This is a genomic window from Floccifex sp., from assembly GCF_051873555.1.
Lineage (GTDB): Bacteria > Bacillota_I > Bacilli_A > Erysipelotrichales > Erysipelotrichaceae > Floccifex.
This window is the reverse complement of sequence record NZ_JBJEEY010000159.1, coordinates 1-14018: the sequence shown is the minus strand read 5'-3', so window position 1 is coordinate 14018 and position 14018 is coordinate 1. Positions and strand designations below refer to the sequence as shown.

12 protein-coding genes and 2 tRNA genes are annotated in these 14018 nt (G+C 31.1%); 2 read left to right on the top strand and 12 right to left on the bottom strand.

Going from position 1 to position 14018, the window contains the following annotated elements; translation table 11 throughout:
- Positions 1-49: 49 nt before the first annotated feature.
- Both ACI32A_RS09095 and ACI32A_RS09090 read left to right on the top strand, forming a co-directional pair.
- Entirely contained in the window at positions 50-1192 is a 1143-nt protein-coding gene (locus ACI32A_RS09095) for an AI-2E family transporter (RefSeq protein ID WP_439754742.1), read from the top strand.
- 61 nt (positions 1193-1253) lie between these two features.
- Positions 1254-2108, top strand: a complete 855-nt coding sequence (locus ACI32A_RS09090) for a putative manganese transporter (RefSeq protein WP_439754741.1) — start codon at positions 1254-1256, stop codon at positions 2106-2108.
- 33 nt (positions 2109-2141) lie between these two features.
- Here ACI32A_RS09090 and ACI32A_RS09085 read toward each other — a convergent pair whose 3' ends face one another.
- From ACI32A_RS09085 to ACI32A_RS09030, 12 genes are all read right to left on the bottom strand, one after another.
- A complete protein-coding gene (locus ACI32A_RS09085; protein WP_439754740.1) occupies positions 2142-3053 on the bottom strand; it encodes an alpha/beta fold hydrolase in 912 nt (303 codons plus the stop codon).
- Positions 3054-3057: 4 nt separating this feature from the next.
- The gene (locus tag ACI32A_RS09080; RefSeq protein ID WP_439754739.1) at positions 3058-3786 is read right to left on the bottom strand and encodes an MSCRAMM family protein; all 729 of its coding nucleotides are present in this window, start codon (positions 3784-3786) and stop codon (positions 3058-3060) included.
- Positions 3770-4534 carry a class C sortase gene (locus ACI32A_RS09075; RefSeq protein WP_439754738.1) on the bottom strand — a complete coding sequence of 255 codons (765 nt, stop codon included), beginning with the start codon at positions 4532-4534 and terminating at the stop codon, positions 3770-3772. The genes ACI32A_RS09080 and ACI32A_RS09075 overlap by 17 nt, the downstream gene beginning before the upstream one ends.
- Complete coding sequence (locus tag ACI32A_RS09070; RefSeq protein ID WP_439754737.1) at positions 4524-6227, bottom strand: SpaA isopeptide-forming pilin-related protein; 1704 nt, start codon at positions 6225-6227, stop codon at positions 4524-4526. The genes ACI32A_RS09075 and ACI32A_RS09070 overlap by 11 nt, the downstream gene beginning before the upstream one ends.
- Positions 6217-8400, bottom strand: coding sequence for an MSCRAMM family protein (locus ACI32A_RS09065; RefSeq protein ID WP_439754736.1), 2184 nt, complete (start codon positions 8398-8400; stop codon positions 6217-6219). Before ACI32A_RS09065 ends, ACI32A_RS09070 begins: the two co-directional genes overlap by 11 nt.
- Positions 8401-8523: 123 nt before the next feature.
- Positions 8524-8610 (bottom strand) — tRNA-Leu (locus ACI32A_RS09060).
- Positions 8611-8615: 5 nt separating this feature from the next.
- Positions 8616-8690, bottom strand: a tRNA-Cys gene (locus ACI32A_RS09055).
- Between the two features lie 91 nt (positions 8691-8781).
- Positions 8782-9471, bottom strand: a complete 690-nt coding sequence (locus ACI32A_RS09050) for a Bax inhibitor-1/YccA family protein (RefSeq protein WP_439754735.1) — start codon at positions 9469-9471, stop codon at positions 8782-8784.
- A gap of 15 nt (positions 9472-9486) precedes the next feature.
- Positions 9487-11178, bottom strand: coding sequence for a proline--tRNA ligase (locus tag ACI32A_RS09045; RefSeq protein ID WP_439754734.1), 1692 nt, complete (start codon positions 11176-11178; stop codon positions 9487-9489).
- A gap of 11 nt (positions 11179-11189) precedes the next feature.
- Positions 11190-12386 (bottom strand): peptidase U32 family protein, encoded by a 1197-nt coding sequence (locus ACI32A_RS09040; RefSeq protein ID WP_439754733.1) that lies wholly within the window; start codon positions 12384-12386, stop codon positions 11190-11192.
- Complete coding sequence (locus ACI32A_RS09035) at positions 12383-13213, bottom strand: peptidase U32 family protein (protein ID WP_439754732.1); 831 nt, start codon at positions 13211-13213, stop codon at positions 12383-12385. Before ACI32A_RS09035 ends, ACI32A_RS09040 begins: the two co-directional genes overlap by 4 nt.
- A gap of 45 nt (positions 13214-13258) precedes the next feature.
- Complete coding sequence (locus ACI32A_RS09030; protein WP_439754731.1) at positions 13259-13942, bottom strand: HAD family hydrolase; 684 nt, start codon at positions 13940-13942, stop codon at positions 13259-13261.
- Between the last annotated feature and the right edge of the window lie 76 nt (positions 13943-14018).

The window sequence follows — 14018 nt, the reverse complement described above, 5'->3', positions numbered from 1 at the left end:
TTAAGAATTATTTTTCCAGTTATGATAAAATCTACATGAGGTTTAAAAGATGAAACAAAAAATTACTTATGAAATGAAGAAACAAATTATTGTTTATTCTTCATCTTTATTGATTGTTGCTTTGGTCATCTTAGGACTGACAAAACTGGATCGCATTGTGGATGGAATCAAATTTGTATTAAATTTGATTTTCCCATTTATTTTAGGACTCGGAATTGCTTTTGTTCTACATAAACCACAAGCCTGGCTGGAACATAAAATGAAGATGAAATCTTTAAAATTATCGAATCGTAAAATTCGTTTAATTTCAACTTTAATTGTCTTTGTAGCCGCAATTTTAGTGATTTTCTTATTTTTAAGAATTTCAGTGCCAGCTATTATGGATTCTCTTCAAATTTTTATTCTGAATATTGGTGAATATGGTCAGTCTTTATTAAATATTTTAATGAAGATGTCTGATTATTTAGAATTAGATTCTGCTCAACTAGAAGCCATTATTGAACAATTAAATCTTACTAGTCGATTGACACAATATATTTCCAAAACCATTCCTATGATAGCCAATTATTCATATTCCATTATTTCAGGAGCCTTCGATTTTATTTTGGCTATTGTTTCTGGAATCTATATTTTGTTAGACCATGAATCTTTGCAGCAATTTGTCAAGAAATTTAGTTACTTTTTATTGGAGGATGGCATTGCCGATTATCTTTGTATCTGGGTAAATGATGCCAAATCCATTTTTGAAAAATTCATTGTAGGTTCTTTAATTGATGCCTTTATTGTGGGATTGGTTTGTTATATTGGAATGTTAATTTTAAAGATTCCATATGGACCAATGATTGGATTAATTATCGGTATAACAAATGTCATTCCAATGTTTGGACCATTCTTAGGTGCTATTCCTGTGATTGTATTATTGATTTTGATCAAACCAATTTATGCTCTAACCTTTGCGATTTTCATTGTTGTTTTACAGCAAATTGATGGAAATATTATTAAACCCATTGTCTTAGGCGATCAATTAGGAATCAATGGATTCTGGATTTTATTTTCGGTTACCGTAGGTGGTGGATTATTTGGAATCTTAGGAATGTTTCTAGGTGTACCAGTCTTTGCCTTGATTTATACAACAATCAAAGAAATTATGGAAATTAAAATGAAAACAAAGAAGAAAGCACTAAGCAATTAGTGTTTTCTTTTTGCGTTTTTTTGGATTTTGTGTAAAATAAACAAGAGGTGATTTTTTAAAGATGATACTTGATATTTTAAAAGATACATGGATTATGATTCCGTTGTTATATATTACCTACTGTGTCTTAGAAATATTTGAACGAAAAGATAGTTCAGATGATTCTATGTTTTATAGTTTACAAAAATATGGTCCTTTATTTGGTGCTATCCTGGGATTGATTCCACAATGTGGATTTAGTATTTTAGCTGCTATGTTATTTCTTCAAAAAAATATCACATTAGGAACTCTAATTGCCGTTATGATTGCGACAAGTGATGAAGCTATTCCTGTTTTAATTTCGAATCCGCATTTGTTTTCTTCTTTAATTGCTTTATTGGTTTGTAAATTCGTAATTGCTCTTGTGGTTGGTTATTTTGTAGATTTTGTATTGATTAAAAAACAATCTATTATTCATTTTGAAGACATGGAAGAACAAGAAGATGAAGTAGAAGAAGATACAAACAATGCCTGTCCTTGTTGTTATATTCAATATCCTTTATATATAAGTGCAGCATTGCGTACATTAAAAATTTATGGATTTATATTTATTACTTCTTTATTGATTTCATTATGTATTGAATGGATTGGTATAGATGCCTTAGAAACTATTTTATTATCCCATTCAATCTTTCAGCCATTTATTACGGCTTTATTTGGATTTATTCCAAATTGCGCCATTACAGTGGTATTAGCTCAGCTCTATACAATTTCTGGTATTTCTTTTGGTTCTTTATTAGCTGGTTTAATCACCAATGCAGGATTGGGATTGGTTTGTTTAATTCGCTATGGTGCCAGCAAAAAACAAATATTTCAAACATGTGCAATTCTATATATCACAGCCGTTCTTTCTGGCATGATTTGTATTCTTATTTAGTGGCTTATGCCACTTTTTTTTAAAAAAAGCTGTTTAAACAACAGCTTTGATAAACGATAAAACATCTTGATAAACATCTAAATAATTGTCTTCATTTAAGATTTCATGTCGATTGTTTTCATAAATCTGATTTTGAATTGAAAGATATCCTCTTTGTTTTAAAAAATCTTGAGCTTGTATCCATTGTGAGTAAGAACCAATACAAGGATCGTCTTTTCCAGCAATAAAGAAAATCGGAATATCTTTGTGTTTGACTTGCCAATTATCCGGATCATAAACATCTTTCATCAAGCAAAACAAATTAAAGAATCCATTTAATGTAAAACAAAAACCACACAATGGATCACGATTATATTGACTGACATTTTCCTGATTTGTGCTCAACCAGCAATTTTTATCTTTTTCTTTAAATCGTTTCGAATACGATGAAAATGCTAAAGAATTCATCAATTGACTTCGATGATGTTCTCCTTTTATTTTGGTTAAAACTTTATTTAAAGTAAGTGCCAATGAAATGCTTTTATTTTCACTTGGAGAACCACAAACAATTAAGGCATCCATATCCTTATCAAAATACTTTAACATTTCGCGAACCACTAAAGATCCCATAGAATGACCAAATACAATCAATGGTAATTGATATTTCTGTTTAAATTTCATCGCAATATCATGAGCATCTAAATAAATATATGTACCCGTATTATCATAGAAATAACCTAGATCATCATTTTCTTTTACACTTTGACCATGACCTCTATGATCATGAATAAAGACTACATAACCTTGTTGGCATAGAAAACGCATAAAAGATAAATACCGTTCTTTATGCTCGGCCATACCATGAACAATTTGTATAAGACCCTTTTTTTCTATTTCAGGTTCCATATAAATGCCTTCTAATTTCAGTCCATCTTGTTTTGAATAAAACGTAAAAATTCTTTCCATGTTATCACCACCTGTTTTTATTGTATCTTGTTTTAAGATAAATAAAAAGACAAGTGCCCATCATACATAGACCAAACAAAACAAAATTCGTTTGTATTCCTGTATTAATATAACGATGATTGATAAATTCCAATTCATAATCAGATTCTACTTCTTTTCCATTGACTTTCAATTGATCTCCATCCCATGAAACATGGATATCCTGATAATTTTTTATATAACCAAAAGGTGCTTTACTTTCATGAATGATATAAGAACCAACTGGAATTTCAAATTGAACAAATCCATTCTTTGTTCTTTGTATATCAATTGAAACTTCCTGATCTTGTAAAATAAATTCACAAGGTAATACAATCGTATTATTTGATTCATCAACTTTATGAAGAATCAAAGTCGCATTTTTTATTTTTGTTTTTGGATACACCACCAAATCTTGATTAAGTTCAATCCACATAGATTCAATATCTTGTCCATATACTATATAAATTCCTTTTTCAAGTGTCATTCCTGGAACATATGAAATATCTTGTGTATGTTTTTGAATACAAGCTTCTATCATTTCTTCTTTATCATTATTTGTATTAATAATATCTTTAAATTCATCCAAAATTATATATTCTTCTTGATATCTTGCCACTTGAAAAATCGAAAAATCATTTTCACTTTGAATGGTTAAAGAATAAGAAGGAATAGTCAATAAAAAAGATAAAAATATTTTAATGATGCTTTTCATGATATTTCTCCTTTATAACATAAGAAATAAAAATCAAAATAGGAATGAAAACAAAACAAAATTCACGAAAAGAAGTACTCTTCTTTTCGATATTTTCTTCTTGTGATTTCGAATAAGGAATTCTTTTTCCCGTCACAACCAATCGATGTGAATTGATTCCATAGGGGGTACAAGTAACTAAGGAAACTAAATCACGATTGTTTTGAATGGTTAAACAATCCAATTGTTCAGGAAGAATCACTTGTATGTTCTCTACTTCATAAGCCAAAACATCGTTTCCAACATAAATATAGAAACAATCCCCTGTTTCTAATTCATCCAGTCGTGTAAATAATTTTGATTTTGCTAAGCCTGTATGGCCTGTTAATATGGCATGTGTTTGTAAACCACCTACTGGAAAAGAAGAAGAAGGAAGATGTCCTACTCCAATTGAAAGAACATCTTCACTGACTCCGTGATAAATAGGTAAAGAAACTGAAATCGATGGAATTTTGATTTGTGCTATCATACCGTTTTCACCAAACCATAGAATTTGATTATAATTTGTTTCTTTTCCATATAGGAGTTGCTCATTATATTGATGTGCTTTTTCCATTTCTTTTTGTATATCTAATGTTTCATTTTCTTCAATTTGTGAAAAATAAGTTGAAATCATTTTATTTTGGAGAAAACTTTCATAGCTAGAACAAAGAAGTGGCAACATACAAAGTAAAAATCCAGTTAAAAAAATTATTTTTCTAATTTTCATGTTTCTTTTTTAAGAAACTTACCAACATTAATGCACTACCAGATGCGACTAATAAAAGTGTAATATTAGAACCTGTAACAGGTAGTTTCGTTCCTTTTTGATTGACAATCGATAACTGAACGGATCCATTTTCAACATTGGTTTGTAATGGTTCATCCATTTCATCATAGGCACCACTTATAAATTGGCGAATAAATCCATTCGCACTTAAACGCATTAATACATTTTCACTCGCCCCTTGGCCTTGTTGATATTCATTACGATTTTCACAGAATTCAGGCGTAATCGTGATTTTAACCGCATCTTTTAATTGTCGATAACCATCCGGTGCTTGCGTTTCCTTTAAGTAATATGTTCCCTGATCCAATCCAAGAATATTAAATACACCTTCATCGTTTGAAATCATTTCGACTGCTTGTTGAACATCACAATGATTTGAATTCATAACAATATATCCACTTTCACTTTCTTTAACCATTACTTCTTGTGTACATTCTTCATCTAAATACAAACGGAACTTTGCACCTTCAAGTGTTGTATTTTCATTATCCACTTTTAATCCATTAATTTGATATGTAAAACAAACTACAGTATCCCATGGTGTGTATCCTGTAGAAGGATTTCCATCATGATCTGGATTGTTGCTGAATTCTAAACGAACACGGTTTTCAAAACCAGCTCTTCCACATTTAATACTGGCTTGATCATTTAATGATGCCTGATATGAGAGGGTTACAATTTGTCCATATGTCGAATTGAATTCGCGATCCACAATAGCTTTTATATCTTCAATATTGACTTGAAATGTTTCTCCATCTACATTTGAATCCACATCAAATTCGTCTTGTGTAAGTGTATATGTTTTTGTTTGATCTTTTATTGTGATAGACACACTTGAATCATCAAAAGATAAAGAAGAATCCATAATATCATGAAAAATCATAGAATACGTATCATAAGAAGCAATATCTGGTATTTGTGTTTGAAATTGATATGGAATATTTTGACCAATTTCATAATCTCCAATATCATTCCATCCAATATCTCCATCGTCTTCCCATATTTTTTTTATTACATCTGGATAATCCGATTTAATATGAATTTCAATTTGATCTTGTGCTGTATCTAATAAAATCAAAGAAGAAGCACTGTGACTTCCCTGTACATCTGTTACTTCATCAATTAAATAATATCCTGTTTTCAGTCCATCCAATACAACACAACCATCTTCTCTTGTATTATTGACATTGACTATATCGCCTTGACAAGAAAGTGACACTAGTTCATCTCGTAATTCTTCAACAAACAAACGAAGACTTGTTCCTTCTAATTCTTGAATGTAATCAATGATTTCATATTCACTGATTTCACTGGCTTCTTTATTTAATTTGTCTGCAATCACATTTTGAAAAGCTTGTAGATAATCTGAATTATAGGTGTAATTAATGGATCCATTGGATTCTTTAGCATCAAATAATTTATAGACTTGAAATTGTTTGAAAATAAGTGATTGATTTTCATTGGGAACAATCACAATGGAAGCATCGCCTTGCTGGAAATCAACAACCCCATTTATGGTTGATATTGTTTCTTGGGCTTCAATGGGAATGGATTGAATAATGGGAGTTGAAAAAAGTGTACTTAATAATAAAGTAGATAGGGCAAATTGTTTAAATAATCTTTTATTTCTCATAGTTTCTCCTTGTGAATAACATTAAAAAACTTCCCAGACAAATCATAAATACATGGGTATTTGAACCTGTTTTGGGTAAAATTAATATTTTTTTATTTTGAATTATCATTTGAATTACATGTTCTTCCTGATTGGTTTTCTTTCCATCAATGGTTATGTTGTATTCATTGGTATATGGAATACAATCTATTTCAATGGTATATTCATGATCATCGATTTGATATCCTTCTTTTGTCTGTATTTCTTTTAAATAATATGTGTGTCTATTTTTTAAATTTGAAAATACTATATTTCCTTGTGCATCACTTGTTTTTTCTTCCATTTTTTCTTGATCATATAAAATAAAAGAAATACCATCTAATGGTTCATTTTTTTCATTAACTTTATGAATTACCAATTGAAAATCCTTCACATCATTTTCAATCACATATTCATCAACTTTTTGTGAATCGATATAAATTCCATCATTTTTGACTTCAAAATCAATAGAATCTGATTGGATTTTATAATTTGGAAGGGACTGAATTTCCTGAAGACTATGTTTTCCTTTTGAAATTCCTTTTAAAGAAATTTCTCCATTTTCATCCGTTGTTAAGATTTGTGTATTTTCATTGGAATCGGTATATAAGAATTGAACGCCTGGTAAGACAGTGGACGAATTAGATTGAACTTTTTTAAATGTGATTTGGTTTTTGTGGTTTTGAAATGAATAAGGAATATACGATTTTAAATTTTCCTTTGTTATTTGCGTGACATAGACATTTGAATCAAGGATATATCCATTTTTTGGTTGAATTTCCTGAATGGTAAAAGTTCCTAAAGGCATGAATGAAATTTCTTCAAAAAACAATGCATCTCCACCAGTTCGATGCGAATCATCTAAATAAATTTCACCATTTTCATCGGTTTGAAATATCCAGCTTTTTTTAGGTATGAATCCTAAATTAGCAGGATCTATATCGGAATATGTGTCATAGTAATGAACTTGATATTGAACAGCGGATAAAGGTATATCTGTGTCTTTTTTTATCAATAGGGGTTCAATTAATTCAATACATGGATTATCTTCCACATTTAGTATGGTATTTTGATTGGATTGAATGGAAATGGAATAAATCCTGGAATTGAGTTCAAAACCTGGTGGTGCTTTGATTTCTTTGACATAATAGGATCCTGCATCTAAAGATATATCTTCTTTTCCTGTTTCATATTCTGCAATTAATTTTTTACAATTTGAATCTGTATATATACCATAGATAGCTCCATTTAAATCGTAACAAGCATTATTGTCAGTGACTTCAGGTAAAGTAGAAGCTTTTTCAATTGTCAAAGTTCCTTTATCTAAAATTTTAGAATAAATCAAAGTTTGACATTTTGTAGTAATACCTTGCCAATTAGTACCCGTTTTATTCGATGAAACCGCATAGATTTTAAAATTAGATGGTGGGCTGGGTAAATTAAAAATCCAGTTGTATTCTTTAACAATCATATGATTTCCATTTGTTGCAGTTCCAGCAACTGTTGTATTCGAATAAGCATAGGATACCAATTCATTGGTGATAACCGCTGCTTTACTCAAATTACCGCTTACAGAACTCGTAATTCGATCTCCTGGATTTTGCATACCATAATACATAGCTTTTCTTAGATTTTCATTACTGGATACATCCACTGCCTCATTCATTTGATCACCAAGTCTAGGCGGTGCATAATTAGCGTTTCCACAATATGCTATATTTCCATTAACTGCCCATTGTCCTCCATCCATTGTCAATGTTCCATAACTAGTTTGAATAGAAACAATAGATCCTTGCCAGAAATACGTTACAATTGGTGTATCTGCATAAAAAGAAAGATAGGGACTTCCTTCCTGGTATTCGTATTCTGGGTCAATTAAAATAGCTCCTTGGTTGTATATCAAGGTATCTAAGGTGTCATAATATTCATAATAAGCATCTGTCACAAAATAATTTTCATCTACATAAGCATATGCATTTATTTGGTCTACAATTTGTTTTCTTTGTTCAATATAAGCATCTTTATTCCCATTTTCATAAGCCATTAGGATATCTTGTTCTTCTTGTGACAAAGATAAAGGATGTTCTTTTTCTTGTGCATGAATCGTTGTAGTAAATAATAAAAACAAGAAGAAACATGTCAGTATTTTTTTCATGTATTTCCTCCTTTTATATCCGTTTTCTCATTTTTTTATACCTCCTGTTTTATATATACGAAAAAAAATAAAAAAACGAAAAAAAAACTCAAATCTTTTTTTGATTTGAGCTTGATTTTATAATGGTGGGGACGGAGGGACTTGAACCCTCACGGTGTTACCACCAACGGATTTTAAGTCCGTTGCGTCTGCCTATTCCGCCACGACCCCAAAGATGGAGGTTCCGATCGGATTCGAACCGATGGTCACAGAGTTGCAGTCTATTGCCTTAGCCACTTGGCTACGGAACCATCTTCGCGTTGTTGCCAACTGCCTAATTATTATATCCAAACACATTCTATAATGCAAGTAAAAATTTAAAAAAAGACGCAAAATTGCGTCTTAATTATTATTTCTTCGAATTCCTAAAATTCGAATCACATATAAGAAAATATTTATAAAGTCTAAATACAATTGCAATGCCATATAAATGGAAATACATTCCGTTTGTACAGGATTTCCATTTGACATATACAACAACTGTTTTACACGAGACATATCCCAAATTGTTATTCCCGTAAACAACAGTAAGCCAATAAAACAAATGATTCGACTAAAGGCATCTACATGAAAAATCATCAACAATAGTTGAGTAATAATTAAAGCAACCAATGCCCCAACACAAATGGTTCCAATACGAGATACATCTTTTTTTGTTGTTAAACCAATTAGAGCTAAGCAACCAAAATAAATAGCTGAAACAATAAATGCCATTGTCACAATTCCCAATCCAAACACCAGGAAAGTAGGTGTAAGGGAAATTCCTAATGTAAAGGCATATAAAATAAATAGTCCTTTTAGTCCATTGGCATCGGATTTATGCATCATAGAAGAAAAACCAATCACAATCGCAAACTGGGCAATCCATAAAAGAATTAATACGAAATGCGATGATAATAGTGTATATACAAATCCAGTTGCTAATACAACAAAAGAAGTAATGGCACTAATCAAAAGTCCAATGGTCATCCAGGCAAATGTAATGACATAGGAATGCTGGCTCACATTCGAAGATAATGAATCATTATACATAAAATATCCTTCTTTCTATTTGAAAACTTCATCCAGGAATTTTTTCGCATCTTCTATGCTCATGTCCACTTTTTCATTTGTGGATCGCTTTACAAATTCCAAAATACCTTCACTTACTTTTCGACCCACTGTAAAACGATACGGAATACCAATTAATTCCATATCTTTAAATTTAACTCCAGGACGTTCTTTTCGATCATCAAATAGTACATCATAATGATGAGAAATACAATAATCATACAATTCATTGGCCACTTTTGATTGTACTTCATCTTTATCTGAAATTTGAACCAAAGCCACTTTAAAAGGTGCAATTTCTTCTGGCCAGATAATTCCATTTTCATCATGATGTTGTTCCACAACAGCAGCCATACAACGTTCTAAACCAATTCCATAGCTTCCCATCCACACGGGTTGAAGCTGATTATTGGCATCAGTATAGAATAAATTCATAGACTTGGCATATTTTGTTCCTAATTTAAATAAATTTCCCACTTCAATTCCATGATCAAAAGTCAATGGCTTTCCACATACCGGGCAAATATCTCCTTGCTGTACTTGACACAAATCCAATACTTCAACTGGATTGAAATCTTTGCAGTTTACATTTTTAATGTGGTGATCACTTTTATTAGCTCCTACGATAAAATTTTTCATGTGAAGAATTTGACGATCCATATATACAGGACAATCAATGCCAACAGGACCGGCAAAACCAACACGAGCCTGTGTGACTTTTTCAACATCTTCAAAAGATGCCATTTCCATTTCATTGGCTTTTAAAGCTTTTAAAGCCTTTGTTTCATTTAATTCGCGATTTCCTGGAATACAAAACGCAATAATTTTTCCATCTACGCTATACAATAACGTTTTCACAAAATCTTTTGCTTCTTTTCCAAAGAAAGCAGCTACTTCTTCAATCGTTTTCGCATTTGGTGTATAAACTACTTCTTTTTCCAGTTCTAAACTTTCATCATCAGATAAAGTATCCACAACTTCTGTAATTTCTAAATTACTTGAAAAATCACAGCCTTGACAACCTACTACAATATCTTCCCCAATTTCAGAAATAGCCTGGTATTCTTCACTTAATAAGCCTCCCATAGCCCCAGTGTCGGCTTTAACAATTTTATATGTTAAATTCAATCGATCAAAGATGCGACAATAAGCATCATACATTTTATCATATTGAATATCCAATCCATTTTGATCTATATCAAATGTATAGGCATCTTTCATAATAAATTCACGAACACGAATCAATCCATAGCGAGGTCGTGTTTCATCTCTGTATTTTGTTTGAATTTGATATAAATTATAAGGAAAATCTTTATAACTTTTTCCATCCATAGAAGCAGCTAAAGCAAATAATTCTTCATGTGTAGGACCTAATACATAATTTTTAGAATAACGATCTTTTAAACTAAACATATTGGAACCAAAAGCTTCACGACGACCCGATTGCTCATAAACATCTTCGGCAATTAAAGCCGGCATCAATAATTCCTGTGCCCCCTTAGCATCCATTTCCTCACGAATAATGTTTTCTACTTTGGAAAGAACTTTCTTTCCCATTGGCATGATCATATAAATACCATTGGATGTTTTTTTAATCATTCCAGCACGAACCAGTAAATTACTAGAAACACTGTCTTCATCTTTCGCGTTTTCTCGTAATGTATAAAAGAAACTTTGACTTAATTTCATATATCCTCCTTTTATCGAATTTTTCGAATCATGGCATTGACTTCAACGGGTCCATCCCATCTGGTTTTAATAAGTTGCATGGGTTTATTACAAATATCTAATACATTTCCATCCAAATCATATACAACTTCTAACTGAATTTGAGTTGAAGAAATATGTGGTCCAAATATTTCAAGATTTTGATTACAGATAAAGTGATTTTTCACTTGTAAAGTAACCCATTCTCCATCAAAATCTATAACAATCGCCACATATTCCTGTGTGACCGTTTCATCGTGTTCCCGATACAATTGTACATTCTGATCTGGAATTCCCTGATAAAAACCAGGTCCCGTCGGTCGGTTTTCTGCCTTGGCAATTTCGTTTTTCACTTTTTGAATGATTTGGTCTTTAGCATAGCCAAATTCATAAATTGAATCAATCAAAGTTCGATAACTCGATACAACCGTTGCTAAATAGTAAGCCGATTTCATGCGTCCTTCAATTTTTAAAGAAGCTACACCCATTTTTATAAATTGTTCAATATAATCCACGGCCTGTAAATCTTTTGAACTCATCGAAAACAATTGATTCCTGTCACTGATTTCTTTGTCTTGATCCATGACATGATATTTCCAGCGACAACTTTGTGCACAACCTCCTCGATTGGCATCGCGTAAAGTCATATGATTGCTTAAAACACAGCGACCTGAGTAAGAAATACACATGCCTCCGTGTATAAAAACTTCAATGGGAAGAATATTTTTTTGACAAATGGCTTCAATTTCATGTAACTGACATTCTCTTGCTAATACGACTCGATCCATTCCTTGTTCTTTCCAAAATTGAACAGCCGAAGAATTTGTAGAAGAATGCTGAGTAGAAACATGGACTTCATAAGAAACGTTTAATGACTTCGCTAAAGACATAATAGCTGGGCTGGCTACAATAATCGCATGTACACCTGCTTGATCTAATTTTAATAAATAGTCTTTCAATCCTTTAAAATCGCTTTCATGAGGTAACATATTAACAGTTACATGTACATGTGAGTTATGAGCATTGGCAAATTGAACCAATTCTGTAATTTCTTCAAGTGAAAAATTAGAGGCACGTGATCGCAAAGAAAATTGTTTACCACCGACATATACTGCATCGGCTCCATATAAAATCGCAATCTTGGCTTTTTCTAAATTTCCAGCAGGAGCTAATAATTCTATCTTTTTCATAGATTTTTCTCCTTTTTCTGAATGGATTCCTGATAATACCAGCGATTGGATCCAGGTACAATTTTCAAATTCTTTTGATACGATTGAAGTACTTTTATAGTCCATTCATCATCAAAAAAAATAGAGTCAATACGATAACGGGAAATTTGTAATTGTTTTAATTTTTCAAATTCTTTATAGCTTTGCATGGGTTCTTCACTAAAAATATATGTACCATTTTCATCTTCTAAAATTGGCATTTTTCCTTGTCTTGTTTGTTCAATCAAAGTATAAGATTTTTTATTTTTTTCAAGATTTAATAATTGAAAATAATTTGAAAGTAGTGGTCTTCTAGAATATAAAATTGAATAATACCCAGATAATAGTATTTCAAAATTGGATTGAACTTTGGCAATTTCACAGATTTCATCTAAAGACAATTCATGTGCTAAACTTACACTTTCTGCTCCATTTGAAAGATAAAAATTGATATCCTGGCTGCTGGTAATCAATGTTTCTGGTTGATATATACATGAAAGACCTATCTTTTTGGCTTCATAAAATACGCCTTCATCTCCATAATAAATACCATCCACGTTATTTTCTTTTAAAATAAATAACGTTTTTTTCATATCTTCTATTTGGTCTTCATGACAAAATTTTAAGAAATTTATATATAATTTTAAATTGAGTTTTGTACAAGATTCTCTCCATTTTGGTATATCCCTTAAAGATACTTCTATACAATGTCGAATGGAATAATGTGGAATTCCAATTAAAATGGCATCAACTCCATTGTCTTTTAAAGCTTGTAAAGACTCAAATTGATGAATTGTAGTAATTAACATAGACTATCCTTTCGTATGTTCTAATATATCATAAAAAGGAATCAATTAACAATGTAATTGATTCAATAAATCCATTAACTCTTCTTCACTATATACGACATAATCACTGCATGGTCCTTCTTGTTTGTGATGACGATTAAAATGAATGGTTTTTAATCCTGCATTTTTGGCGCCTTCCATATCATTTTTATAATGATCTCCTATATAAAACCAGTCACTGGCTTGTTGATTTAATACATTCATTATATATTCAAAAACTCTTGGATCGGGTTTGGCATAGCCAATTTCACCAGAAGTAAAAATATGATCTTCTTTGACAAAATCTGTAACTTGTAAAGCTTTGCATTTATTTCTTTGATGTGTATTTTCGCCATTGGTCAATATCGCATATTCAAAATCATGAGACATTAAATATTTTTTAAATTCTGGTTTTATATAAATTTTATATTGATACATTTTATATGTGTCTTGAAAATCAGTGGCTTGTTTTCTTGAAATCGGAAAAGAAAGTGCCTCCATTGTTCTTTCTATTCTTAATATGCCTCCTGTATGAGGATTAAGTGTTCCATCTTGAATCGAGGCAAACATTTCATCTCCTTTTTTTCGATATAAATCATAAAAAGAATCTATATCCTTTATTTCAAAGTCTTTTAGTACTTGATTAACTGCCATTTTAAATGGCCATTGACAATCATATAAAGTATCATCACAATCAAACATTAATTTCATTTTTTTCACCCATTCCATTATACAATAGAGTAGAGGGAAGAAATTAATCTTCGCCCCTCTCATTGCACCGTACGTA

What these genes read in the sequence shown, in the direction of transcription:
- ACI32A_RS09095 (WP_439754742.1), top strand. Translation starts at nt 50, where the DNA reads ATGAAACAAAAAATTACTTATGAAATGAAGAAACAAATTATTGTTTAT.
- ACI32A_RS09090 (WP_439754741.1), top strand. Translation starts at nt 1,254, where the DNA reads ATGATACTTGATATTTTAAAAGATACATGGATTATGATTCCGTTGTTA.
- ACI32A_RS09085 (WP_439754740.1), bottom strand. Translation starts at nt 3,053, where the DNA reads ATGGAAAGAATTTTTACGTTTTATTCAAAACAAGATGGACTGAAATTA.
- ACI32A_RS09080 (WP_439754739.1), bottom strand. Translation starts at nt 3,786, where the DNA reads ATGAAAAGCATCATTAAAATATTTTTATCTTTTTTATTGACTATTCCT.
- ACI32A_RS09075 (WP_439754738.1), bottom strand. Translation starts at nt 4,534, where the DNA reads ATGAAAATTAGAAAAATAATTTTTTTAACTGGATTTTTACTTTGTATG.
- ACI32A_RS09070 (WP_439754737.1), bottom strand. Translation starts at nt 6,227, where the DNA reads ATGAGAAATAAAAGATTATTTAAACAATTTGCCCTATCTACTTTATTA.
- ACI32A_RS09065 (WP_439754736.1), bottom strand. Translation starts at nt 8,400, where the DNA reads ATGAAAAAAATACTGACATGTTTCTTCTTGTTTTTATTATTTACTACA.
- ACI32A_RS09050 (WP_439754735.1), bottom strand. Translation starts at nt 9,471, where the DNA reads ATGTATAATGATTCATTATCTTCGAATGTGAGCCAGCATTCCTATGTC.
- ACI32A_RS09045 (WP_439754734.1), bottom strand. Translation starts at nt 11,178, where the DNA reads ATGAAATTAAGTCAAAGTTTCTTTTATACATTACGAGAAAACGCGAAA.
- ACI32A_RS09040 (WP_439754733.1), bottom strand. Translation starts at nt 12,386, where the DNA reads ATGAAAAAGATAGAATTATTAGCTCCTGCTGGAAATTTAGAAAAAGCC.
- ACI32A_RS09035 (WP_439754732.1), bottom strand. Translation starts at nt 13,213, where the DNA reads ATGTTAATTACTACAATTCATCAATTTGAGTCTTTACAAGCTTTAAAA.
- ACI32A_RS09030 (WP_439754731.1), bottom strand. Translation starts at nt 13,942, where the DNA reads ATGAAATTAATGTTTGATTGTGATGATACTTTATATGATTGTCAATGG.